This is a genomic window from Luteolibacter sp. SL250, assembly GCF_026625605.1.
Lineage (GTDB): Bacteria > Verrucomicrobiota > Verrucomicrobiia > Verrucomicrobiales > Akkermansiaceae > Luteolibacter.
The window spans coordinates 3,519,865-3,545,233 of record NZ_CP113054.1 but is presented as its reverse complement, the minus strand read 5'-3'; the positions used below and the strand labels follow the sequence as shown (position 1 = coordinate 3,545,233).

General features: G+C 63.5%; 17 protein-coding genes. 9 read left to right on the top strand and 8 right to left on the bottom strand.

Annotated elements, in window-relative coordinates:
* Nucleotides 1-408 (top strand): OsmC family protein, encoded by a 408-nt coding sequence (locus OVA24_RS15425; protein WP_267670824.1) that lies wholly within the window; start codon nucleotides 1-3, stop codon nucleotides 406-408.
* A 24-nt stretch (nucleotides 409-432) separates the two neighbouring features.
* Here the strand turns inward: OVA24_RS15425 and fdhD are convergent, their stop codons facing one another.
* Entirely contained in the window at nucleotides 433-1,191 is a 759-nt protein-coding gene (fdhD, locus tag OVA24_RS15420; RefSeq protein ID WP_267670823.1) for a formate dehydrogenase accessory sulfurtransferase FdhD, read from the bottom strand.
* A gap of 170 nt (nucleotides 1,192-1,361) precedes the next feature.
* On the opposite strand from fdhD, the gene lysA reads away from it, so the two are divergent.
* The 6 genes from lysA to OVA24_RS15390 all read left to right on the top strand — a co-directional run bounded on the left by lysA (nucleotide 1,362) and on the right by OVA24_RS15390 (nucleotide 13,389).
* Nucleotides 1,362-2,660, top strand: coding sequence for a diaminopimelate decarboxylase (lysA, locus tag OVA24_RS15415; protein ID WP_267670822.1), 1,299 nt, complete (start codon nucleotides 1,362-1,364; stop codon nucleotides 2,658-2,660).
* A gap of 463 nt (nucleotides 2,661-3,123) precedes the next feature.
* Nucleotides 3,124-10,680, top strand: a complete 7,557-nt coding sequence (locus OVA24_RS15410; RefSeq protein ID WP_267670821.1) for an nSTAND1 domain-containing NTPase — start codon at nucleotides 3,124-3,126, stop codon at nucleotides 10,678-10,680.
* 49 nt (nucleotides 10,681-10,729) lie between these two features.
* Nucleotides 10,730-11,914, top strand: coding sequence for an alginate lyase family protein (locus OVA24_RS15405; protein ID WP_267670820.1), 1,185 nt, complete (start codon nucleotides 10,730-10,732; stop codon nucleotides 11,912-11,914).
* 22 nt (nucleotides 11,915-11,936) lie between these two features.
* Nucleotides 11,937-12,092, top strand: coding sequence for a hypothetical protein (locus OVA24_RS15400; RefSeq protein ID WP_267670819.1), 156 nt, complete (start codon nucleotides 11,937-11,939; stop codon nucleotides 12,090-12,092).
* A 282-nt stretch (nucleotides 12,093-12,374) separates the two neighbouring features.
* Nucleotides 12,375-12,779, top strand: a complete 405-nt coding sequence (locus OVA24_RS15395; RefSeq protein ID WP_267670818.1) for a DoxX family membrane protein — start codon at nucleotides 12,375-12,377, stop codon at nucleotides 12,777-12,779.
* Between the two features lie 4 nt (nucleotides 12,780-12,783).
* Nucleotides 12,784-13,389, top strand: coding sequence for a flavin reductase family protein (locus OVA24_RS15390; protein WP_267670817.1), 606 nt, complete (start codon nucleotides 12,784-12,786; stop codon nucleotides 13,387-13,389).
* Between the two features lie 58 nt (nucleotides 13,390-13,447).
* Here OVA24_RS15390 and OVA24_RS15385 read toward each other — a convergent pair whose 3' ends face one another.
* The 5 genes from OVA24_RS15385 to pssA all read right to left on the bottom strand — a co-directional run bounded on the left by OVA24_RS15385 (nucleotide 13,448) and on the right by pssA (nucleotide 21,052).
* Complete coding sequence (locus OVA24_RS15385) at nucleotides 13,448-17,152, bottom strand: phosphoribosylformylglycinamidine synthase (protein WP_267670816.1); 3,705 nt, start codon at nucleotides 17,150-17,152, stop codon at nucleotides 13,448-13,450.
* An 89-nt stretch (nucleotides 17,153-17,241) separates the two neighbouring features.
* The gene (locus OVA24_RS15380) at nucleotides 17,242-18,438 is read right to left on the bottom strand and encodes a KamA family radical SAM protein (protein WP_267670815.1); all 1,197 of its coding nucleotides are present in this window, start codon (nucleotides 18,436-18,438) and stop codon (nucleotides 17,242-17,244) included.
* Between the two features lie 146 nt (nucleotides 18,439-18,584).
* Complete coding sequence (locus tag OVA24_RS15375; protein ID WP_267670813.1) at nucleotides 18,585-19,181, bottom strand: tetratricopeptide repeat protein; 597 nt, start codon at nucleotides 19,179-19,181, stop codon at nucleotides 18,585-18,587.
* Between the two features lie 12 nt (nucleotides 19,182-19,193).
* A complete protein-coding gene (locus tag OVA24_RS15370) occupies nucleotides 19,194-20,108 on the bottom strand; it encodes a M28 family peptidase (protein ID WP_267670811.1) in 915 nt (304 codons plus the stop codon).
* Nucleotides 20,105-21,052 (bottom strand): CDP-diacylglycerol--serine O-phosphatidyltransferase, encoded by a 948-nt coding sequence (gene pssA, locus OVA24_RS15365; RefSeq protein WP_267670810.1) that lies wholly within the window; start codon nucleotides 21,050-21,052, stop codon nucleotides 20,105-20,107. Before pssA ends, OVA24_RS15370 begins: the two co-directional genes overlap by 4 nt.
* Before the next feature lie 202 nt (nucleotides 21,053-21,254).
* Between pssA and OVA24_RS15360 the strand changes: the two genes are divergently transcribed.
* Nucleotides 21,255-21,800 (top strand): rhodanese-like domain-containing protein, encoded by a 546-nt coding sequence (locus OVA24_RS15360; RefSeq protein ID WP_267670809.1) that lies wholly within the window; start codon nucleotides 21,255-21,257, stop codon nucleotides 21,798-21,800.
* A gap of 119 nt (nucleotides 21,801-21,919) precedes the next feature.
* Here OVA24_RS15360 and gnd read toward each other — a convergent pair whose 3' ends face one another.
* A complete protein-coding gene (gene gnd, locus OVA24_RS15355) occupies nucleotides 21,920-23,338 on the bottom strand; it encodes a decarboxylating NADP(+)-dependent phosphogluconate dehydrogenase (protein ID WP_267670807.1) in 1,419 nt (472 codons plus the stop codon).
* Nucleotides 23,339-23,520: 182 nt separating this feature from the next.
* On the opposite strand from gnd, the gene pgsA reads away from it, so the two are divergent.
* On the top strand, nucleotides 23,521-24,117 hold the full coding sequence (pgsA, locus tag OVA24_RS15350) for a CDP-diacylglycerol--glycerol-3-phosphate 3-phosphatidyltransferase (RefSeq protein ID WP_267670806.1): 597 nt from the start codon (nucleotides 23,521-23,523) through the stop codon (nucleotides 24,115-24,117).
* A gap of 300 nt (nucleotides 24,118-24,417) precedes the next feature.
* On the opposite strand, the gene OVA24_RS15345 is transcribed toward pgsA, so the two are convergent.
* Nucleotides 24,418-25,341 (bottom strand): hypothetical protein, encoded by a 924-nt coding sequence (locus OVA24_RS15345; protein ID WP_267670805.1) that lies wholly within the window; start codon nucleotides 25,339-25,341, stop codon nucleotides 24,418-24,420.
* Nucleotides 25,342-25,369 lie beyond the last annotated feature (28 nt).

Here is a 25,369-nt window from a genome sequence, read left to right as displayed (position 1 = left end):
ATGGTTGAAATCAAGCTCGACTACGAAGGGGACCTACACTGCAGCGCGGTCCATGGCCCATCCGGCACCACGCTCGCCACGGATGCGCCCGTGGATAACAACGGCCGTGGGGAATCCTTCTCGCCAACAGACCTTGTTGCCACGGCGCTGGGTGCTTGCATGGCCACCGTCATGGGCATCATGGCACGCCGCAAGGAGATCTCCCTGGAGGGTCTGAAGGTTGCCGTCCGCAAGCACATGTCGGAGGATCTGCCGCGCCGCATCGCGAAGCTGGAGGTGGATCTGGACATGCCCCTGCCTGCGGACCATCCGGAGCGGAAAGTCTTCGAAGCCGCCGCCCGTGGCTGCCCCGTCCACCACAGCCTCCACCCGGACATCGAGGTGGTCATGCAGTGGACATGGAAGTGAGGGTGCGCTCCGGCCGCACCTGGTTCACGCATAGCGGTTGAACCCGGGTGGCCTGAGAAAACCGATCAATCCCTGACCGGATTCTTTCGCGAACTCGACCGCCAGGGAACTGGGGGCGGAGACGGCGGCCACCAGCGGGATCCGCGCGGCGAGCGCCTTCTGCATGATCTCGAACGAAGCCCTGCCGGAAACGAGCAGGAAGGTCTCCGCCAGATCCATGCCATCCATGGTCGCGCGCCCGATGACCTTGTCCACGGCGTTGTGCCTGCCGATGTCCTCGCGCGAGGCCAGCAGTTCTCCGGTGATGGAAAAGATGCCCGCCGCGTGGAGGCCGCCGGTGGTGTCGAAGATGGATTGGGATGCCCTCAGCCTTTCCGGCGCGGAAAGGATCACTTCATCCGCGATCTCCGGCACGGTGGGGATGGGCGGGGAATGGGTCAGGATGGCCTCCAGCGTCGCCTTTCCGCACAGTCCGCAGGAGGAGCCGGTGAACAGGTGCCGGGTGAGCCGTGCCAGATCCACCTCCACCCCGTCCTCCAGGAACACCAGCACGCGGTTCTCATCCCGCCTGGCTTCGATTCTCCTGACTTGGGACATCGCATGGACAATGCCCTCGGTGATCAGAAATCCGGCGGCGAGTTCTTCGTCGTGGCCCGGTGTCCGCATCAGGACGGAGACGGCGTGCCCGTCCAGCCGCAACTCCAGCGGTTCCTCCACCGCCAGCGCATCGGTCGCCTGGCGGGAACCATCCGGCCCTTGGCGCAGGAGAGGGATATGGCTCACGGATTCCGTCATCACCGGAGCGTGCAATGGCGGCAGTATGTGGGCAAGGGCTTACAAACAGGATGTTCCGGAGTTTCGAACGGATGTCTGTCAAGGGTGGCGGGATCCATGGAGGTCGTCTTCCGGTGGTCATTCTTGGCTTTACGCAAGGGGCGGGTGCGGCTACCTCCATGCCCGCCATGCACGGCTTTTCCTACAAAAACGGTTCCCTTTCCTGCGAAGACGTCCAACTTTCCGCCCTTGCGGAGGAATACGGCACCCCGCTCTACGTCTATTCCGCGGGCACCATCGTCGATCACTTCCAGCGCCTGGACAAGGCCATGGAAGGCGTGGACCACGAGGTGGCATACGCCGTGAAGGCGAACTCGAACCTTTCCGTGCTGCGCCTGCTCGCCACCCACGGGGCGGGCTTCGACATCGTCTCCGGCGGTGAGCTTTTCCGTGTGATCAAGGCGGGCGGTGACCCGGCCCACTGCACCTTCGCCGGTGTCGGCAAGACCCGCGAGGAGATCGTCTACGCGCTGGAGCAGGGCATCTACTCCTTCAACGTCGAGAGTGAGGAAGAGCTGCGCTACCTCAACCAGGTGGCTGGCGAGCTGAACCTCATCGCCCCCGCGGCGGTCCGCGTGAACCCGAACGTGGACGCGAAGACCCACAAATACATTTCCACCGGCAAGTCGGAGAACAAGTTCGGCGTCGATTTCGAGGCCATCTCCGGCCTCTACGCCCGCGCCGCCGCGGAACTGCCGAACATCAAGCTGCGCGGCCTGCAGATGCACATCGGCTCCCAGCTCACCTCCATCGCGCCTTTCATCGAGGCCGTGGAAAAGGTCATCCCGCTCGTTCTGGAACTGAAGGCCAAGTACGGCATCGAGTTCTGGTCCATCGGCGGTGGCATCGGCATCATCTACAAGGACTCGCTGGAATCCGGCTCCGTTGACTGGTGGGCCGCCCAGCCGGAGGAGGAGCGTCCGCTCACCATCGAGCGCTACGGCAAGGAGCTCGTCCCGCGCCTGAAGGACCTGGGCCTCAAGATCCTGCTCGAGCCGGGCCGCTACATCGTCGGCAACGCCGGCGTGCTCATCACGAAGTGCCTCTACGAGAAGAAAGGTTCCGCGAAGACCTTCAAGATCGTCGATGCCGGCATGAACGACCTCATCCGCCCCGCGCTGTATGAAGGCCACCACGAGATCGTCCCACTCAACGAGCCCGCCTCCGCGGAGCGCGTGAAGGTCGATGTCGTCGGCCCCATTTGCGAGAGCGGCGACTTCTTCTGCCAGGACCGGGAGCTGCCGGACTTCAACCCCGGCGACCACATCGCCCTGATGTCCGCCGGTGCCTACGGCTTCGCCATGGCGTCGAACTACAATTCCCGCCCGCTGCCTGCGGAGATCCTCGTCGAAGGCGGCACCGCCACCGTCATCCGCAAGCGCCAGACGCTGGAGGATGTCATCGCCGGGGAGCTTTGAGCTTCCGTCCGGGGGGCACCGCAAATAGAGTAGGCTCTGATGGAATCGCTGTCGGACCATTTATTCTGGGATGTCGATCGCAACACGGTCGATCCATCCAAGCATGGAGTGTGGCTCGCGCAGCGCGTTCTCGAATACGGGCGATGGAGCGACTGGAAGACGCTGGTTGCCCACTACGGGAAGCCCGCACTCGCCGAGTTGGTGAAAAACATCCGCAGCCTCCAACCGAAAGCCTTCGCGTTCTGTTGTGCTTGGTTTGAACTTCCGCCTTCCTCGTTCAGATGCTTCGGTCAAAGATATTGGAATCACCAATCCAGCGAGTCCGGCGAATAGGAAAGGATTCGTTGGATTCGCGGTTCCTTTCCTTTGATTTCCACTTTCATGGCATCAGCGAAATCATTGTGCAATACGCGCCAGCATAGTATGAAAGCGCGTCCCCCGGTATGAGGGGCGCGCCCGCCCCATGCAGACGATCCGCATCTTTGTCAGCAGCCCGGGGGATGTGGGTGAGGAACGCCAGGCGGCGGGACGGGTGATCGAGCGGCTGCAGGGGAAGTATTGGTCGTTCGTCCGGCTGGACGACGTGTTCTGGGAGGAGAAGGTGGTGCGCTCCACCGCCCACTACCAGGACGAGCTGGTGAACCCGGGGAACTGCGACATCCTCATCGGCATCCTATGGTCGCGCATCGGCAGCCCGTTGCCGGCGAAGTTCCAGCGGCCCGGTGGCGGTGAGCCGCTGACCGGCACGAGCTGGGAACTGGAAGAGGCGTTTTCCGCCTTCGATGCGTCTGATCCCGCGGACCCGAAGCCGGACATCATCATCTACCGTGGCACCCGCCCGCGACCGGTGCCGGAGAACCCGGAGCAGGCGGCCGTGGCGCTGGACCAGGGCCGGAAATTGGACGCTTATCTGACGGAGAACTATTTCTTTCCCGACGGCACCATCAAGCGGCCGGTCTCCCTTTACGGCACCGTGGAGGATTTCGAGGCGAAGCTGGCGGCGAATCTGGAGGAGCTGATCCTGCGGAAGATCCCGTCGCTCAAGCCGGGCTTCGAGCCGCCGCCGATCTCCGGCTCTCCGTTCAAGGGCCTGCAACCGTTCGCTTTCGAGGACAGCGACCGTTACTTCGGGCGGAACCGGGAGATCCTGGAACTGCAGGACATCCTCCGGACCCGTGCGGAGCGCGGCCTGCCCTTTGTGCTCATCTACGGGGCGAGCGGCTATGGTAAAAGCTCGCTGATGCGGGCCGGACTGGCTCCCGTGCTCACCCGTCCGGGTGGCGCGCTGGATGACATGCAGGGCTGGCGCAGCGTGTCCATGCAGCCCGCGCTGGGTGAGGGATCACTGCTGCTGCGGCTGGCGGAGATCCTTTTCAAACCGCCCACCACGGAGGAGGCGGAGACGATCCGTCGGAATCCGGAGCTGCCGCTCGCACGGCTGGCGGAGGCAGCGGAGGTCTGGCCCGCGCCGGAGGACATGGTCGCGGACCTCAGTGGGGAGGACACGAGGGAAGCTGCCGCCGGAAAGCTGGCGGCCCTGCTGGAAAGGCTGGACCGCCACCTGCTGGTGCAGATCGACCAGCTTGAGGAAGCGTTCACCACGCCGGGGATCACCGCGGAGGAACGGGACGCGTTCTTCCGCACGCTGGCGGAGTGGACGGCCACGGGCCGGGTATGGGTGGTGGCCACCATGCGCAGCGAGTATTTCCCGCGCATCGCGGAGGAACCCGCGCTGCGTGCCCTGGTGGGGAAGGACGGCGGCTACATCCTGTCCCCGCCGGACCGCCAGTCGCTGCGCGAGATCATCCGCTTTCCCGCGCTGGCCGCACGGCTGGACTACCAGCGGCGGCTGGGCGAGGTCACCGTCTCCGGCGAACGGGCGAAGTCCGAATACCTGGACGAGCAGATCCTCGCGGACGCGGAGGCCAGCGCGGACGCGCTGCCGCTGCTGGAGTTCACCCTCCAGCGTCTCTACGATGAACGTAGTGGATCACTGCTGGTCTGGGATTCCTACGCCTCCTTCGGTGGCCTGAAAGGCGCGATCGCCCACCGTGCGAATGATGTCTATGCCTCGCTGGACGCCGCCGCGCGGGAGACGCGCCACCTCATGTTCGCGTCGCTGGTGCGGGTGGACATCGCCCGCGGCACCGTCGTCCGCCAGCGGGCTCCGCTCGATGCGCTGCGCGGGGAACCCGCGGGAGCCGCCTTCATCGACGCTTTCCTTTCCGCCCATCTCCTCGTCACGGATGAGGAACAGGGACGCGCGGTTGTCACGCTGGTCCACGAATCCCTCATCAGCCATTGGGATGAACTCTCCGGCTGGGTGGACGCGCACCGTGGGGATCTCCTTGCACGGCAGCGCCTCCGCGAACAGGCCCAGCTCTGGACGGAGAACGGAAAGCAGAAGAGCTATCTCCTCAGCGAGGCCCGCCTCGCCGAAGCCCAGCGCGTGGGGGAACGGAGCATCTTCCCGCTGGAGGATGAAGAGCGTGATTTCCTCCGTCTCTCCAGCCGCCGGGCGAAGGGCAAGCTGCGGTTTTTCCAAGGGGCCGCCGTCGTGTTCGCGTTGCTGGCCGTCGGGGCCGGTTTCGCGGGTTGGTATGCGCGGAAGCAGGAGCAAACGGCGATCCTCAGCCGGAACAAGGCGGAGGATGTCATGGGCCTCATGGTGTTCGGCCTGCGCGACAAGCTGGCTCCCATCGGCCGCCTCGACATCGTCGCGGACGTGCAGCAGATGGTGACCGACTACTATGCCGAGCTGGGGGTGGATGACTCGAATCCCAAGCAGCTCGAAAATTTCATGGCCGCGCTCCACAGCCGTGGTGACCTGTTGCTGGCCCGCGGTGACACGGAGGCATCCGAGGCGTTGCTCCGGCAGGCGCTTGAGCTGAACCACAAGCTGATCGAGCTGGAGCCGGAAAGCCTCAGTGCGAAGTTGTTCCTCAGTGTCTCGCTGGCGAAGCTCGGCGGCGTGCTGGAGCGGAGCGGCCGGCTGCCCCTCGCCATCGCTTCCTATGAGGAGGCGCTCGCGCTGGACCGGCGTCTGACGAAGGAGAATCCCACCCACTTCGAAGCGCATTCACGCCTGGCCATCTCACTGAATTCGCTCGCGAATGCCCGGGAGTCGCAGGGTGGCATCGTCGAGGCAACCTCACTCTATGAGGAGGCACTGTTCCTCCGGGAGAAGCTCTTCAACTACGAAAGCATACCCAGCCGGAAGTCGGACTATGCGATGGCTCTCGGCAACCTCGGGGATGCTTACGTCGTCCAAGGGATGATGGAAGAGGCGGACCATCATCTGGCGGATGCTCTGAAATATCGGCGGGAGCTTCTGAAGGATGATCCATTGAACGCGAGCCTGCAGCGGGATGTCTGGTTTTCGCTGGGCAAGCTGGCGTTCCTGCGGAAGTCCCGCGGAAACCTGCAGGAGTCGCTCGGCCTCTATCAGGAAGCCCATGGGATCATCAGGGTGCTGGTGGCGCAGGATCCCTCCAACTCGAACTGGAAGAAAGACCTGCTCGAATCCCTGACCCGTCTGGGCCTGGTCTATGATCTGCAGGGGAAGCTGCGGGAAGGGAAGGCGGTCTATGAGGAATCGCTCGCGCTGTCGCGGGAGCTCGTCGCGTTGAACCCGGAGGACAGCACCTGGACGACGAACCTCGTGGATTCGCTGCGGTTGGTCAGCGGCTCAGAGCAGGCGATGGGGCGTTCTGAAGAAGCGCTGCGCTCGGCCAGGGAGGCACTGGAGATCGCCCGGAAGCAGGTGGAGGGGAAATCCGGCAACGAAGCGATCCGCAGCAACTACCGCGAATGCCTCAACCTGTGCTCCCGGATCCTCATCGGAATGGGCAACCAGCCGGAAGGGGAGCGGTTGCTGCGCGAGGCGCTGGAAACCAGCCGCTCGATGGTGGAGGCGAACCCGCTGAACAACCCGCGGCACAATGAACTCGCCTGGTCACTGGTCTATCTTTCCACCGCCATCGTTCCCACCGGGAAGCTGGAGGAGGCTGAGGCCCTCGGCAGGGAGGCGGTGAACATCTTCGGGAAACTGGTGGAAGCCTATCCGGACCACGCCGTATGGCAGAGGGATCATGCCGGAGGCATGTCGAATCTGGCGGATATCCAGAGCACCGCGGGAAAGCTGGCGGAGGCGCGGGAACAGTATGACAAGGCGCTCGCGCTGGCCAGGAAGCTGATGCAGGCGGATCCGGGGAACCTGGACATCGAGCGGCTCGTGAAAGTCGCGTTGGAACGGTGTGGTTCCATCCGGATGCTCTCCGGGGAGGTGGAGGCCGCCTCCGGATATTTCACGGAAGAACTCATGCTCGCCAGGGAACAGTCGGAAAAGGACACCAGCTCCAAGAGCGCGCTCCGTGACCTCACCGCCGCCCTCGTGAAAGCGAGTGGCGCGCTTTCCGCCATGGGCAGGCTGGAAGAGGCGAAGCCGCTGCTGGAGGAACTTGTCGGTCATTGCCGGGTATTGGTGGCGGCGGATCCGGGAAACCTGCTGTGGCAGTCTGATCTGGGAAATGCGCTGAGCATGAATGCCGCTTTCCAGAAAAAGACCGGCAGGCTCGATGAGGCGATCACCTTTTATGAGGAATCCTTGGCCATCGTCCGTGGCAATCTGGCCGCCGCCCCGGAGCAACTGGACTACCAGCGGTTGGTCTGCATCGCTCTCGATGAACTGGCGTCCGCCCTGAGGTTGAAATCCGAGAACGCGGAGGCCCTCCGGCTCTACATGGAGTCACTGGCGGGCCGCAGGAAACTGGTGGCCGCCAGCCCCACGCAGGCAAACTGGCGCAGCGGGTTGGTGGACACGCTCAACGAAGTTGGCGCGATGCAAAGCCGTGCGGGCGAGGCCGGCGCCGCCCGGGCGACCTTGGATGAGGCTGTCCTGGTCGCACGGAAGCTAGTCGTGGATGTGCCGCTGGATGTGAACTGCGGGATGAACCTCATGAGTTCCCTCACCCAGCGGGGGGATGTGGAATATTACCACGGGACTTCGGAGGATGCGCTGGAGATTTACGAGGAATGTCTGGCGGAGGGCAGGCGGCTGGCCTCCGCATCCCAGGGTGATCCACGGGTGGACAGGAAGCTGGTCATCGCGCTGTCCTCTGTCGGCAGGGCCTGCACGGAGACGAAGGACTTTCCGCATGGTAGGGCCACCTTGGATGAGGCGATCGGTATCCAGCGGAAGCACGTCAAACGGAGTCCCCTGGAATCCACCTTGCTGCGGGATCTCGCCGTGTTGGTGAGCGATCTGGGGAACCTCCTGCTGGCGGAAGGCAAAATCGAAGAAGCACGCACCGTCTATCTGGAGTCGTTGGGGATCTCAAAATCCCTGGCGGAGGGAGCGCCATCGAACCTCACCTGGCAGCGGGATCTGATGCTCGCCTATGCGGATATCGGCAAGACCCTCAACAATCGCAAAAATTTCAAGGAATCGGTCGAGGCCCATGATGCGGCGGTGGCGGTGGCGAGGCGGGTGCTGCGGGACAGGCCCGATGATCTGAGATGGCGTGGGGATCTGGCGGGCCAACTGGACCAGCTTGCCAGGTCGCTCTACGGGGTTCCGGATTACAAACGCTGCGCGGACACGCTGGAGGAATACCTGGCCCTGCGGCGCGAGGCTTTCGCAGCGAAGCCGGATGATGCTGAGAAGCAGCGGGACGTGGCGATGGCGCTGGATCGGGTCGCTGATGTCCGCTTCCGTCTCGGTGATGCGGAGCAGTCCGGCAGGATCTATCTGGAGGCGCTGGATGCGGTGCGGGCGATACTCGCCCTCGATCCGTCGAAGCGGCAGTCGCGGGTCGATCTGGTGAATGTCCTGGATCACAACGCGTCGATGAAGGAAGAGCTGGGCCAGAAGGAGGCCGCGCTCGTGCTGCGTGAAGAACAGATCGCCTTTCTTGAAAAGCTGCTGGAGACCGAGCCGGAGGACAAGGAGTGGCCGGGTATCGCCCTGACACAGCTCATCCACAAGGGGGATCTGCTGTGGCTTTCGGGCAGGCACGAGGATGCCCGCCTCACCTACATGAGGCGGCTGGAACTGTCGCGGAAGCTGGCGGCCCGCGCGCCGGAAGATCCCGCACCCTCGCGTGAACTGGCGGACAGCCTGAAGATGGTCGTCTCCTTGCTCAGCATCCTGGAACGCCATGAGGAGATGGTCGTCGTGGCGGAGGAAGGAGTGGCCGTGCGCCGGAACATCCTGTCGATGGAGGGGACAGGTGACGCGGACCAGCGGAACCTGATCGATGCGCTCAACCAGCTCGGCAACATCCGCATGCAGACGTCCCGGGAGACGGAGATGGAGGCGGCGTTCAATGAGGCCATGGCCATCGGCCGGAGGTTGATGGAAGCCGATCCGGAAAGTGTTTCGGCCAGGGATGGCTATGCGCAGTCCGTCAGCGAGATTGCGGCGATCTGGGAGTCGAAGGGCCAACCGGGCAAGGCTGAGAAGCTGTTCCGCGAGGTGCTTGCGATCTACCGCGATATGGCGGGCAGGGAAGCGGGCGACGCTTCCTTGAAAGACAAGCTTGCGAAGGCACTGGCGGATCTCGCCCGGTTTCTCGTTGAGAACGGGAAGAAGGAGGAGGTGGAGAAGCTGCTGGACGAGTCGCTCGCCCTCAGCAGGGGCATCGTGCAGGCCGCGCCGAAGGAGGACTTCCTGAAGATCCAGCTCTGGCGCACGCTTTCGCAGTTGTCCCGGTTCCACCGGTCCGCATCGGATTTCGGCCGTGCGGTCGAGTTCGACCGCGAGGGTCTGGAAGCGGCGCGGGCCTTGCGGGTGTCGGGGATTTTCAACGATGACTTCGCGGAGGGGTTGGTGGATTCGCTCAACCAGCTTGGGGATGATCTGGACAAAACAGGGCGGAGCGCGGAGGCCGGCACGCATTACCTGGAGGCGATGGAGATCGTCCGCGGGATGATCGCGGCGAAGCCCGACGACGACACATGGTCGTCGAAGTTCCGTGTCTCGCTGGACCGCGTGGGGCTCCATCACCAGACGCAGGGGGATCTGGCTGGCGCGGATGCGGTGTTCCGTGAATCGGCGGATCTCCAGCGGAAGGAGCTGGCCGAGCAGCCGGACAATCCCGGCGTAACGAGGAATGCCGCCATCGCGATCCACCGGATGGCGAACCTTTCCAACATGCGGGGCCGCTACACGGAGGCCGCGGAGCTTTCCAAGGAAGTGGTCCAGCTCGCCAGGAAAGCGGCAACGGCGGATGCGGCCAATCCGAAGTTCCTGCAGACCTTGGCGGACTACCAGACCTACGCCGGAACCACATTGCTGGCCAAGGGGGATGTGAAGGATGCCCGCAAACTTTTCACGGATGCGATGGCATCGGGGAAAAAGCTGCTGGCGAAAGATCCCACGAACCAGAGGGGCGTCGGCGGTCTGGCGGATTGCCATCGCCATGCGGGCCATCTGGCGATGGCATCGCGGCGGTTCACGGAGGCCGCCGCCCGTTATTCGGAATCGGTCGCGATCGCACGCAAGCGGCTGCTTGCGGATCCGGCGAATCTCCCTGCCTCCGCGTCACTTTCCCTGTCATTGGTGGGCGAAGGATGGTTGCTGCTTGAGCGGGGGAAATATCCTGAGGCGGTGAAGTGTCTGACAGAGGCGCTGCAGATCCAGCGGCACCTGACCGCAGCCGAGCCTTCGGACAAAAATTGGAAACGGGATCTGTCGGTCATTTTGAACCATCTGGCGGACCCGCGCCTGAAGGATCCCCAGGCTGGCGCCTATCTGGATGAATCGCTGGCGATCAGCAGGGACTTGGCCGCGACGTCCGCTGACAACGCGTTGTGGCAGGCGGATCTCTGCGTGGCGCTTTACCTGCGGGGTGAGCCGGACGGATTGACCGAAGCCTTGCAGCTTGTGAAACGTCTGGAGTCGGAAGGCCGTCTGCGGGCGGACCAGAAAAACTGGCCCGCGCTTTTCCAAAGAGCGGTGACAGCCCGGGAAGACGGCGGACCACCCGACCGTTCCTCTGCGGTCCGCAACGCCCTTTGATGGGCCGGGTGATAAGAGGAGCGCGCTCCGGACGTTTCCTCTTCATCCGATGTTCAAGGCCACCTTTGCCGCTCTTATTTCCCTGATGGCGGCAGTTTCCGGCGCCCCCACCACGTTCAGCATCCCGCCCACACTGCTGGAAGCGAGGCTCAGTGCGTGGAAAGCGGGCGATCCGTCGGTGAAGCCGGCGGTCAACCAACTGATCCGGTCCGCGGACAAGGCGCTGGGGATGCTCCCGTCCTCCGTGATGGACAAGAAGCTCCTGCCTCCCGGCGGAGACAGGCATGACTACTACAGCTTCGGCATCTACTGGTGGCCGGATCCGGAGAAGCCGGATGGACTGCCCTACATCCGCAAGGACGGGGTGGTGAACCCCGCATCACGCGAAGGGATCGACTCCGTCCCGTTCGGGCGCACGAACCATGCGGTGTTGACCTTGGGACTGGCCTATTTTTTCAGCGGAAAGGAAGCCTATGCGGCGAAGGCGGCGGAACTGGCCCGCGTCTGGTATCTGGATGCGGGGACCAGGATGAACCCGAACTTCAACCACGCGCAGGCGGTCCCGGGGAGGAATGACGGGCGGGGGATCGGACTCATCGAGGCGTCCACCCTGCCGGACCTGATGGATGGCATCGCGCTCATACGGCCATCGGAAGCGTGGACGGAGCAGGATGATGCGGGAATGACGGAGTGGCTGGGCGCGTTTTATCGATGGCTGCGCACCAGCAGGAACGGGCTGGACCAGGAGAAGGCATCGAACAACCACGGCGTCTATTATGACGTGCTGGCTTCGCATTTGGCGCTGTATCTCGGAAAGAAGGAGGAGGCGGAGAAGCGCCTCCGGGACGCGCTGGTCAGGAGGGTGGACGCCCAGATCCGGCCGGACGGAAAGCAGCCCCACGAACTGAAGCGGACCATTTCCTTCAGCTACACCATTTTCAACACGGACGCGTTTCTCCAGCTCGCCACGCTGGGGGAATCCGTGGGCGTGGACTACTGGAACCACCGTGGACCGCAGGGACAGGGGCTGGAGCCCGCCATGGACCTGCTGGCCCCGTATGCGGACCGGGAAAAGCCATGGGAGCTGGGACAGCAGATCAAACCCGTCGGACGGTCCTCCATCCTGCCGTTCCTCCAGCAGGCGTTGCGCTACGAAGAAAACCCCGGCTACAGGTCGCTGCTGGAAAAGCACGGCAGCGAGAAGAAAGATGAACGCTGGCGCCTGACGCGGTGAAGCGTAGGTTTCCGGCGTCCCCATGAACCTCACCAGAATCTACACACTCGTCGGGCTGGTCCTCGTCCTGCTCGCCTTCGTGCCGCTGTTGAGGGGCAGGTTCTGGGAATCGATCTATCTGCTGGGCTTCGTGGTGGTCGCAGGGATCTGCGTGATTTTCTGGAATTTGAAGAGGTAAGGAGGGAGGACATTGCGGCTCTGCCGCCATGTCCGCTTCGCTCCCATTCCTGTCCTCCGACGGCATTGGCGAGATAAGAAGGAGAAGTTTTCAGTGTTCAGTTTTCAGGAAAGAGAAGAAGGCTGACCGCGAATCCCGGAGGAATCCTTCTCCCTTCGCGCCCTTTGCGCCTTCGCGGTGAGTTTTCTGATGGTTCGCCCTTGCCGCCGGAGGACAGGAGTGTCCTCCCTCCTTACTAAAGAACCGGTGGCGCGGGGCGGCGGATCGGCTAGACTCCCGGGCATGAATCCGGATCTCTCCATGGCCCATCTGCTGGCCCGGCTCGCGCTGGGGCTGAACATCGCGATGCACGGGCTGACCCGCATCCCGCGCTTCGATGATTTCAAGGGCTACCTGACGAAGGAATTCGCGGGTTCCCCGTTGCCGGAGGGTCTCATCGTCCCGTCCGCCGTCGGCATCGTCGCGGCGGAGTCCGTCATCGGCGTGCTGTTGCTGCTCGGGTTGTTCCAGCGGCAGGCGCTCATTGCCGGCGGCGCGCTGATGCTGGCCCTGCTGTTCGGCGTCTGCCTGATCTGGAACTGGAACGCGGCTGGCTCGCAGATGGTCTATGTGCTGTATTTCGTCGGGCTGCTGGCGACGCTGAAGTATGACAAATGGTCGCTCGACGCCCGTTTCAGAAAGGCATGACCCCATGATCGAACTCGATATCCTCGGAGAACACCTGGACCGCGCCTATCCCATCCTCGCCGGGCTGGTCACGCCGCGTCCCATCGCCTGGGTGACCACGCTGAATGACGATGGCTCGGTGAATGTCGCGCCGTTTTCTTTCTTCAATGTCTTCGGGGATGATCCGCCGCTGGTCATCTTCGCCCCCGGTGACCGGGAGGACGGCACGCCGAAGGACACCGCTCTCAACTGCGCCCGTTCCGGTGAGTTCGTGGTGAACCTGGTGACGGAAGATCTGAAGAAAGTGATGAACCGCACCTCCGCCACCCATCCCTATGGCGTCAGTGAGGTGGAGGTGGAGAACCTTGCGACCGCGCCTTCATCGGTCATCGCTCCGCCGCGGCTGGCGGATGCCTCCGCCGCGCTGGAGTGCAAGGTCCATGACATCCAGATCATCGGCACCAACAGGCTGGTGCTGGGCATCGTCCACCGTGTCTGGGTGAAGGAGGAGTTTTTCGATACGGAGACGCTGCGGGTGAGGGGGGATCGCTTCCATCCCGTCGGCCGCATGTCCGTGCCGAACTGGTACTGCCATACGAACGACCTCTTCGAGATGGTGAGGCCGGGGTGAGGATCGCGGAGACTGCTGCGGGACGCAGCAGCCACTGTAAGGACCGCCCTACCGTTTCTTACGCGTAGTAAGCGACGCCGCCGGAGAAGATCGGCTGGTGCTTGTTGCCGGGGATGTTCCGGGCGACATGCTTTCCGGCGCGCTCCGTGTGGCCCATCTTGCCGAAGACCCGGCCGCAGGGGCTGGTGATGCCCTCGATGGCGGCGATGGAGCCGTTCGGCGTGATGAACGGATCCAGTGACGGCACGCCGTTGGCGTCGCAGTACTGGGTCGCGACCTGGCCGTTGGCGACGAGTTCGGCGATGGTTTCCGGGGTGGCGTGGAACTTGCCCTCGCCGTGGGAGAGGGGGATGCGGTGGATGTCTCCCGGCTGGGTCTGCGCGAGCCACGGGCTGCGGCTGCTGATGACCTTCGTATAGGCGTAGCAGGAGATGTGGCGGGCGATGTCGTTGTGGGCCAGCGTCGGCGCGTTCGGCTCGGAGTCACGGATCTCGCCGTAGGGAACGAGGCCGGTCTTGATGAGCGCCTGGAAGCCGTTGCAGACACCCAGGATGAGGCCGTCACGGTTTTTCAGGAGGTCCATCACCGCATCCGCGACGCGCGGGCTGCGCAGCACGGTGGCGATGAATTTTCCGGAGCCGTCCGGCTCGTCACCGGCGCTGAATCCACCGGGGATAAAGAGGATCTGCGACGCACGGATCTGCGCTGCCAGCGCGTCCAGGGACTCCTCCACGTGCTTCGCGGTGAGGTTGCGGAACACCAGGATCTCGGAGGCCGCACCGGCTTCGTTGAACGCCTTGGCGGAGTCATACTCCGAGTTCGTGCCGGGGAAGGCGGGGATGAGCACCTTCGGCCGGGCGATGGGGGAGGTGCGGTTGCGGATCTGGAAAATGGGATCCAGCGGGATCTCCGGCAGTTCCGCTCCGGATTCCTCCGCAGGCTTGGACGGATAGACGGGCTCCAGTTTGCCGGTCCACGCTGCCTGCAGGTCCGCCAGCGGCTGGGATTCGCCGTTGAGGATGAATGAAGATTCCTTGGTGGTCTGGCCGAGCTTCTGCGCGCCCAGCGCTTCCGGCAGATCGTATTGATGCTCGATGAGGAACGAGAAATGACGTCCCCCGAATGCGTTCTCGAAACTGCCGCTGAAACCGATGCCGTTGCCGAAGCAGCAGATGGCGATGGCCGGGGAAAGACCCGCGCTGCCGAGCGCCTTCATCGAAAGGATCTTTCCTTCCTTGTTGGCCTGGTGGAGCGCCTCGGCGGTTGCCTTGAGCGCGTCGAAGTCCGGCATGCCGTATTCATGGAGTGGCACCTCCACCAGCGACACCGTGGAACCGGCTTTCTTGAACTCCGGGGAAAGGGCGAGCTTCGCATCACCCGGGGCCAGCGCGAAGGAAACGAGCGTCGGCGGGACATCCAGTTCATTGAAGGAACCGGACATGGAGTCCTTTCCGCCGATGGCGGCGAGCCGCAGCTTGTGCTGCGCTTGGAACGCACCCAGCAGCGCGGCGAAGGGGAGACCCCAGCGGCTCGGGTTCGTGCCCAGCTTCGGGAAATATTCCTGGAGGGTGAGGCGCACGTCGGACAGGCGCGCACCGGCGGCCACCGCCTTGCAAACGGATTCCGTCACCGCATACACCGCACCGTGGAACGGCGAGGCGGAGGAAATGTAGGGGTCATACGCCCAGCTCATGAAGGTGGCCACATCCGTCTGGCCTTCCAGCAGCGGGAGCTTCGCGACCATCGCGTCCGGTGGGGTGAGTTGGTGCTCGCCGCCGAACGGCCAGAGCACGGTGCCCGCACCCACGGAACCGTCGAAGCGTTCGCCGAGACCCTTCTGGGAGGCGACGTTGAGGGAGGAGAGCGCCTCCGTGAGGGAGGACGGGACTGGACGGTCCGGCAACGAACTGATGCAGGATGCCTCAGCCACGTGGATCTCAGCGGTCTGCTGGACGCCGTTGGTGTCGAGGAACGCGCGGGACAGATCGACGAGGGTCTTGCCGCGCCAGATCATGACCAGCCGGCCATCGCCGGTGACGTCGGCCACATGCACGCACTCGAGGTTTTCCTTGTCCGCTTCCGCGATGAAGTAGGCGATCTCGGACGGATCGACGCAGACGGCCATCCGTTCCTGGGATTCGGAAATGGCCAGCTCGGTGCCGTCCAGTCCGTCATACTTCTTCGGCACCGCATCCAGGTTGATCACCAGCGATGGGGCGATCTCACCGATGGCGACGGAAACACCGCCCGCGCCGAAGTCATTGCAGATTTTGATTTTCCGGGTCAGCTCCGGGTTGCGGAAAAGGCGTTGGATCTTCCGTTCGGTGGGGGCGTCGCCCTTCTGCACCTCCGCGGAGTTTTCCAGAGCGGTGTCCGTGTGTTCCTTCGAGGACCCGGTGGCACCACCGACACCATCACGGCCGGTGCGTCCGCCGATGAGGAGGATGACATCGCCTGGAGCAGGCGTGCCGCGGAACACGTTCGCACGCGGGGCGGCGGCGACGACGGCGCCGATCTCCAGCCGCTTCGCGACGTAGCCCGGGTGATACACTTCCGCGACCTGTCCGGTGGCGAGGCCGATCTGGTTGCCGTAGGAGGAATAACCGGCGGCGGCGGTCTGGCAGATCTTCTTCTGCGGCAGCTTGCCCGGCAGGGTGTCCGCGAACGGGGTGAGGGGATCCGCGGCACCGGTCACGCGCATCGCCTGATAGACGTAGGAACGTCCGGAAAGCGGGTCACGGATGCAGCCGCCAAGGCAGGTGGCGGCACCGCCGAACGGCTCGATCTCCGTCGGGTGGTTGTGCGTCTCGTTCTTGAACATGACGAGCCACTCTTCCTCCGGCTTTCCGTCGATGCTGACGGGCACCACGATGGAGGCGGCGTTGACTTCCTCGGAAACTTCCAGGTTGTCCAGTTCGCCGGAGGCCTTCAACTCGCGCATTCCGATGAGCGCGATGTCCATGAGAGTGACCGGCTTTTCCGTGCGGCCCAGCTTCTCCCGGGTGGCCAGGTAGTTCTGCCATGCCTCCTGCACGGGGGCCGTGCCTTCCTCGTCGAAGGTCACCTTGTCGATCTTCGTCAGGAAGGTGGTGTGGCGGCAGTGGTCGGACCAGTAGGTGTCCAGCATGCGGATCTCCGTGATGCTGGGGTCGCGCTTCTCCTCATCCCGGAAATAGGTCTGGCAGAACGCGAGGTCCGCGTCCGACATGGCCAGGCCGAGCTGGCGGCGCAGTGCGAAAAGATCCGTGCCGGTGAGCCGGATGAAGCCGCTGATGACCTCCACGTCCGCCGGGGCGGAGATGGCGCGGCGCTGGTAGGGTGCGTCCACGTCGATCTCATGGGAGTCCACCTCATTGATGACGAACGCCTTGATCCGGGCGATGTCGCCTTCGGAAAGGTCACCCGCCAGCACATAGACGCGGGAGGAGAAAACGTCCGGGCGCTCCTTGCCGGTGAGGATCTGCACGCACTGGGCGGCGGAGTCCGCGCGCTGGTCGAACTGGCCGGGGAGATACTCCACGCCGAAGGCGGTTTCGTTTTCCGAAAGGGAGAAGAATTCCGAGGAGAAATCCATCTGTGGCTCCGTCAGGATCGCTTTCGATGCGGCCTGGAACTCGGCATCCGTCAGACCGTCAATGTCATAGCGCTGGATGATGCGCACTTCGGCCAGATCCGGCAGATCGAGGGATTCGCGGAGGTCATGGAGCAGATGGCGGGCTTCGACATCAAATCCGGGCTTCTTTTCGACGAAAATGCGGTTCATGGGCAGCGGTAGGGCGGCAAACGCCTTTGAAGGCGCTGGATGCTAGGCAACCCTGCCGCGAGGGCAAGCGGAATGGGACGGTGGAACGCTCACTCGTGATGGTTCAGCGCCTTCTCATGGAGTTGTTCCAGCGCCGACTCCCCGATGGGGGTCGGGTCCGGATACTCGAAGATCCCGCCTTCGTAGTTGCGAAGGGTGACCTTGCCCGGTGCCGTTTCCACGACGTAGTTCGGGTTGATCGGGATTTTGCCGCCGCCGCCGGGACCGTCGATGACATACTGCGGGATGGCGTAGCCGGTGGTGTGGCCGCGCAGCCCGTCGATAATTGCCACGCCTTCCGCCACGGAGGTCCGCAGGTGGGAGGAACCGGTGATGAGGTCGCACTGGTAGAGGTAGTAGGGCCGCACGCGGCACATCAGCAGCTTGTGGACCAGCGCCTTCTGCACCTCCACGGAGTCATTCACCCCGCGCAGCAGCACGCTCTGGTTCCCCATGGGGATGCCCGCGTCCGCCAGACGGCCCAGACCCTCGCGCACTTCCGTGGTCAGCTCGCGCGGGTGGTTCGTGTGGATGGAGATGAAAAGCGGATGATGCTTCCGCAGCATGGCGCACAGCTCCGGCGTGATCCGCTGGGGCAGGAAGATGGGGATGCGCGAGCCGATGCGGACGAACTGGATGTGCGGGATGGAGCGCAGGCGGGTCAGCAGCCGGTCCAGGATGCTGTCAGTGAGCAGCAGGGGATCCCCGCCGGAAAGAAGCACGTCGCGCACCTCCGTGTGGGCCTCCAGATACTTGAAAGCGGCCTCCCAGTTCATCTCCAGATGCTGCTCGCCCACGCCGGACACCACGCGGGAGCGGGTGCAGTAGCGGCAGTAGGACGCGCAGCGGTCCGTCACCAGGAACAGCACGCGGTCCGGGTAGCGGTGGACCAGCCCGGGCACCGGCATGTGGGAGTCCTCACCGCACGGGTCGGACAGCTCCTCCGGTGCGGTCCAGCCTTCCTCGATGCGCGGGATGATCTGCCTGCGGATGGGGCAGTCCGGATCGTCCTTGTCGATCAGGTTGAAAAAGTGCGGCGTGATGGACATCGCCAGCTTGTTCCCGGCCAGCAGCACGCCCGCCCGCTCGATGTCGGTCAGGTTGATGCGGGACTCCAGGTCGGACAGGGTGTTGATCCGGTTGCGGAGCTGCCACTTGTAGTCGTCCCATTTTTCCGTGTCCTCACCGGTCCAGTAGCCGGGCGCGTGGGAGATGAAGGCGGGATCAAAGTCGGTGGGTCGCATCATGGATTGCTGCGGGATTGGCTAATGTTCGATGATGATCGAAATAAAGCAACGGGCTTTTTCGGAGCCGGCACGGGTCATTTTATAACAACCCCGTGCGGATGCTTCACTTTTTTTCGGCAGCCAGCCTGCGGGGGATGATTCGTGGTTCAAGCGCTGGATTCCTGTTGCAACGCGATGAGGAGATCCAGATCCTCCAGACGCTCCCGCGCTACCTTATAAGCGGGGTCTATTTCCAGAGCTTTCAGGTAGCATCCCCTGGCCTCATGGATACGGCGCTGCGCCAGATGGCATCCGCCGAGATTGAAGTAGGCTTCATCAATGCAGCCCTCTGAGCACCCGATCGCCTGTTTCAGAAAAGCCTCGGCACGCGGAAAATCCCCGCGTCTCATCGCCGCGGCACCCGCATAGATGAGATAGCTGGCATCATCGGGATCCAGGGTGTGGGCCTCCAGGTACTTTTCCTCCGCGCCTTCGTTATCGCCGATTTTTCGCAGCAGATGGCCTCGTTCGGCATGGACGAGGTGGCGTACCTTTTCAGGAATCACCTTCTCCAGTTTGGTTAGTACCATGCTGCATCGGTCATACAGGGAGAGATCGACCAGACAGCGGGCATAGGTCAGCAGTGTTGGGGAGTGCTCAGGGTTATTGGCGAGGATCTGTTCGCAAAGATACCGCACCAGAGCCAGATGGCCGGACTTGTCCGCTTCATCGAGTTTTCCAATCAAGGTGGGGTCCGGAACCATTTCGGGGCGCGATCAGTGGCTTGTCACCCCGGCACAGCGCCGGATCAGTTCCACCAGCCTCCCGGTGGAGCCGGAGACGGTCGGGGCGAACGGCTCGCGGTCATCCGGCTCATCCGGAGTGAGGATCGCGCGGGTGGCCACGCGGACCGCGGGCACGTCCATCTCGAAGAGGATGCTCGCCAGGTCACTGTCCCCGCCGAGGCAGGCGACTTCCGCGCCGACGATCTTGCCGAGACCTTCCACCTTGGAAAGAGGGAGGGCGTCCACGTCCCGCGAGGTCAGCCAGAGGGATTCGGCGTCCCCCATGGCCTCGACGGCCAGAACCGCCGAGGGAGCATGCTCCCACATCAGGTCCCGCAGGACGGTGGTGCTTTCCAGCACCGGGGACTCCGGGTCATTCAGGTGCGGTACGAAGGCGAAATGGATGGAACGCGCGGGCTTGTCCGATGCCATGGCCTGGGCGGCGGCGAAGGTGGCGGCCAGGCCGGTTGCATTCGCCTCCGCGCCCCGGCTGCCGGGACGGCTGTCGTAGGAGGTGACCACCCATACCGGGCCTTCTTCCGACTTTCCACGGATGGTCACCTGCAGGACGGGCCATGCCGCCGGGCCGCGGTGCCTTTTGACGGCGAAGCCGGTGTTCGACGGCCCCAGCAGGCCCTCGACCATCGAGGCCATCCGCGAAAGGTTGGCCGCCGCCGCTTCCGATGACGGATTCCGTTCACCGATGGCGGTCACGATCTTCTTGAGATCATCCGCCAGCAGCGGGGTGGAGACGGACTGGGCGAAACGCGCCTGCTCTTTCTCCGCTTCCTTCTTCTCATGCCGGAAAAGCAGCCAGAGTCCCACGGAGGCGGAAACGATCAGCCACACGGGGATGACGACCAGCAGGATCGGCGTCCAGCGGCGGCGGGGCTTCTCGGCGGTCATCGCGTCTTTTCGGGGATTTCCGAAGGGATGGCTTCGCTGGTGTTGACCGTCGCCGGAGTTTCATCGCTCTCCGTTTCAGGCTCCACCTCCACTTCGATCTCCGTCCGCAGACGCGGGGAGATGAGCGGGCGCACCAGTCCGTAGAGCAGATAGACGCTGAACAGCACCACCGGCATGACGTAGCGGAACTTCACCGTGATCACCACCACCACAGCCGCGATGACGATGGCCCACAGGGTGCTGCGGGTGCGGAGGTCCACCTTCTTGAAGCTGGGGTAGCGCACATCGCTGATCATCAGGGCGGACAGGCCCAGCATGGCGGCGGCCAGCGCGTACTTCCAGAAGCCCAGGTCGCGGTCCGTCCGGTAGATGTCGATGATGAGGAAGGTGAGGGAGGCGATGAAGCCGGCGGCCATCGGGATGGGGATGCCGCGGAAGTCGGTGGAGGCGTTCGGTTTCTTCGGCATCGCCGCCAGGCAGTTGAAGCGCGCCAGCCGCATGGCCCCGCACAGCAGATAGACGAAGGCGAGGATCCAGCCGATGTTCGACGGTAGGGCGAACAGCACCGCCTTGCTCACCAGCATGGCCGGGGCCATGCCGAAGGAAACGATGTCCGCCAGCGAGTCGAACTCCCGGCCGAACGGGGAATCTTGTCCACCCAGACGGGCGAGGCGGCCGTCCAGCAGGTCAAAAAGGCAGGAGCCGAAAATGAGCAGGATGGCGTACTCGTAGTATTTCTTGGAGATCTGGAAGTACTCGGACCCCGGCATGTAGTAGTCCTTCAGATCCCCGGCGGCTTTCTTGATTTCCACCACGCGGTTCACCTCGATCATCCCGAAAAAGATCATCAGCACGGCGAAAAACCCGCACGCCAGATTGCCCGCCGTCATCAGGTTGGGCAGGAAATAGATCTTCGGTTCGTCCGGGTCCCGGTACTTCGGCATGAAGGGACGTTAGAACATCGAACATCGAACGTCCAACATCGAACGCCGAAGGAAAGATGAATGCGGAGAGAATTTCAGGTTTTGGAAGGTTCGTCCGGATCACGGCACCCGAAAAGCCGTGCATCCGCCGTCACTTCCCCATGCATCTTGATCTCAATGTTCGATGTTGGACGTTCGATGTTCGATGTTCTAGCTTCAGCGCATGAGCGTGGCGGAGCTGTCTCCTGGGACGAAAATGGGCGAAATCATGGAAGCGCTGCCGGGTGCCCGGCGGGCGCTGTTCGCCCGCTACCACCTCGGCGGTTGCTCGAGCTGCGCGTTTTCAGACACGGAGACGCTGGCGGAACTGGCCGCCCGCTCGGAGATCGACCCGGACGAGGTGCTGGCCCACCTGCTTTCCAGCCATGAGCATGATGCGGCCATGCTCATTTCCCCTCCGGACCTGAAAGCCCGTCTGGATGCCGGGGAAAAGATCGTCCTGGTGGACGTCCGTACGCGGGAGGAGCATGAGGCCGTGGCCATCGCCGGGTCCGCGTTCTTCACCCAGGAAAGCCAGCAGCAGTTTTTCTCCCTGCCACCGGATACGGTCATCGTCATCTATGACCACCTCGGCCGGAGCGTGCTGGATCAGGTGGCGTGGTTCCGCGGCCACGCCATGAAGGAAACCTACGGCCTGCAGGGCGGCATCGACGCCTGGAGCAGGGAGGTGGATGCCTCCGTGCAACGCTACCGGCTGGAGATGGAGTGACAAAAAACGGCCGCCTCCGTGGGAGGCGACCGTCTTTTGAAGGAGTAAGATGCCGGTCTGGAGACCAGCGCTCCCAGCGGGGAAGATGCCGGTCCGGAGACCGGCGCTCCCGGCGGGCATCAGCCGATGACTTCCGGCCACTCGGTGTGGAAGAACTCACCGCGTGGCTTGTCCGTGCGCTCATAGGTGTGTGCGCCGAAGAAGTCGCGCTGGGCCTGCAGCAGGTTCGCTGGCAGGACCGCGCTGCGGTAGCTGTCGTAGTAGCCGAGGGACGCGCTGAACGCTGGGACCGGAATGCCGGCCAGTGTGGCCTGGGCGATGACTTCGCGCCAGTTCTGCTGGAATTCATTGAGCAGCTTCGTGAAGAACGGAGCGAGCATCAGGTTGCTCAGGTCCGGGTTGGAGCGGTAGGCGTCCGTGATGTCGTTGAGGAAGCGGGCGCGGATGATGCAGCCACCGCGCCAGATGGCGGCGATCTTGCCGAGGTCAAGGTTCCAGCCCTTTTCCTTGCCCATGGCGGCGATGAGGTCGAGGCCCTGTGCGTAGGAGATGATCTTGGAGGCGAACAGCGCGTCATGCACCTTCTTCACCAGCGCGGCCTTCTCGGCGGAGATTTCGGCCTTCGGTCCTTCGAGGACGGCGCTGGCGGAAACGCGGGCGTCCTTCATGGAGGAGAGGATCCGTGCTTCCACGGCGGCGTTGATGGTGGAGATGACGATGGCGTTTTCCACCGCGTTCATGATGGTCCACTTGCCGGTGCCCTTCTGGCCGGCCGTGTCCAGGATCAGCTCGACGAGCGGCTTGCCGGTTTCCGGGTCCTTCTGGCCGAAGATCTTCGAGGTGATCTGGATCAGGTAGGACTCCAGGTCGCCCGCGTTCCAGTCGGTGAAGACCTGCTCCAGTTCCTCGGAGGTGAAGCCGGCGGCCTTGAAGATGTTGTAGGCTTCGCAGATGAGCTGCATGTCACCGTACTCGATGCCGTTGTGGATCATCTTCACATAGTGACCGGCACCGCCCGGGCCGATGTGGGTGACGCATGGCTCGCCTTCGGCGACAGCGGCGATGGATTCGAAGATCGGCTTCATCACTTCCCAGGTGGAAAGCGGGCCGCCCGGCATGATGGACGGGCCTTTGCGGGCGCCTTCCTCACCACCGGAAACGCCGGCGCCGATGAAGCGGAAGCCGAGATCACCCAGCCACTTGTCGCGGCGCTCGGTGTCGGTGTAGAGGGAGTTGCCACCGTCGATGACGATGTCACCTTGGTCGAGGAGAGGGATGAGGGATTCGATGACGGCATCGACCGGGCCACCGGCCTTGACCATGATCATGATCTTGCGCGGGGAGGCCAGGGAGTTGACGAAGCCTTCCAGCGTGTGCTCGCCGACGAGTTTCTTGTCGGGATGTTTGTTGACGAATTCGTCGGTGACGGAGGTGGTCCTGTTATAGACAGAAACCTGGAATCCGCGGGATTCCACGTTGAGAACGAGATTCTGACCCATGACGGCCAGACCAATGAGTCCGAAGTCGCTGTTGCTCATATAATGTACCAGATTGCGGTGGCGGGGGACGGTTTAGGGAACGAATCCGTTGCGTGCAACCTCTTGTTGGCGGCAGATCGTTCATTTCATACATTCCCGGCATGAATCCCATGCTTGGAACCGCGAAATCCTGTTGAAGCCCTTTGTTGCCAACCGGGTTGCTCCTCGCCCACACTGAGTCCGTGAATCTTCCCAACACCATCACTTTCTCCCGCCTGGTGATGACCGCAGCCTTCGTGGCAGCGGTGTCTTTCCGAAACGCGGAGGGTTACGGGATCGGCCTGGTGCTGTTCGTCATCGCCGCGATCAGTGATTTCATCGACGGCTGGCTGGCACGGAAAATGGGTCTCGTCACCCCCTTGGGCAAGCTGATGGACCCGCTGGCGGACAAGATCCTGGTGAGCGCCGCTTTCGTTTTCCTGACGGAACACAAGCTCTGCCCGGTGTGGGTCACCGCCCTCATCATCGGCCGGGAGTTCCTGGTCACCGGCCTGCGCCAGATCGCGGTGGAGGCCGGACAGGTCATCGCCGCGGACAACCTCGGGAAATGGAAGACCGGGTTCCAGCTCACGTTCTGCATCACCGGTCTGGTCTGGCTGACGCTGGACCATATGGATGACCTGAATCCGTTCCTTGCGTTCTTCCACTGGCTCACCAAGCCATGGGCGCAGGGCGGATGGGTGATGCCGCTGTCCCTGTGGATCGCCACCGCGCTCACCCTCATCTCCGGGTGGAACTACGTCTGGAGCAGCAGGGATCTCCTGCGGGCGAAGAGGTGAGACGCACGCTGCCCCGCACACGGGGGAAAAGCGATGGACGCGCCAGCGTCATGGAGTGCGGCGGCCTTCCGCCGCTTTGGTGGGGAACATCGAACGCCCAACATCGAACGTTGAAGTGAAGAAGGTGGGATCCACCACGGTCGCGCCTAGGGAAACCACCGTACGTGTGCCGGGCCCTACCCCCTGAAACATGGAAACCCTGCCAGCGGGGGGACTGGCAGGGCTTTCATGGATGTCGGGGGGAACCGCCCTATCGGCTAGGTTGCCTCAGGGGCGGGGGGTGTTCAAACTCCGCTGGCTTCACCGGAAGCGGCAGTCCACATCGGTGACGGGCGGAGGATTGAACGGGGGGGGAGGGATGAAATAGCGCGGGCGATCAAGCGGGTCGCCGATCACGCGGGGTGGCGGAGGAGGGATGATCTCCTTGCCGCTCTTCGCGCTTTTGGCGCTCTTCGAACTCTTGGAGGAGTAACCGCTTTCACCGCTGCCTGGATCCAGGCGGGCGAGCACGGCCTGAACGGCGGCCAGCGAATCTGGAACGGCGGCGATGGCGCACTGGGAAATGAGGCGGAGGGACTCCGGCGTCACGGTCGCGGCGGCTTCCACCACCTGGGCGGTCATTTCCGCGTCCGCACCAGCGGCGGTCAGTGCGGCTTTCACCACCTCACAGGCGCAGGCAGGGTTCACCGCCAGTTCGCCTTCGACGATCTCGAGGATCCTCGCAGGTTCCAGCTTCACGCGCTGCTGGATGGAAAGGCCCAGACCGGGGCAGTCCTGCTCGGACTTCTGGCCGGGCTCGCGGTAGGTGGCGGAGAGGAGGGCGAGTCCCATCGGGAGGCTTTTCGCGGCGGCCTCGCTGGAGGAGGTGCCCGCAGCCATCGCGACTTTGCGGAACGGGGAGGCTTCACGGAGGGTGGAGAGATCCACCACCTCCGCGACGTTGCTGCCGCCGGAATGGTTGGAGGCCAGCGTGGCGGCGTCCTGGGTCATGAAGACTTCTCCGGCGTCCTTCAGGTGGGCGGCGGCCTTTGTCGCAGGAACTTCATAGGTACCTGGCAGGGAGACTCCGTTGAAGCGCTGTGCGTCCCGGCCTTCCAGGTCGGAGACGCCAAGCGGGTGGACATCAGTTGGTCGTGAGGCTTCGCTGAAATTTTGGGCCGACAATGGTACTATCGATCCGACTAACAGCAGTGCCACCACGCGGTGAAGCGGGGTAGGTTCCATGGGGGGATGGGGGGTGAAAGCATTGGTG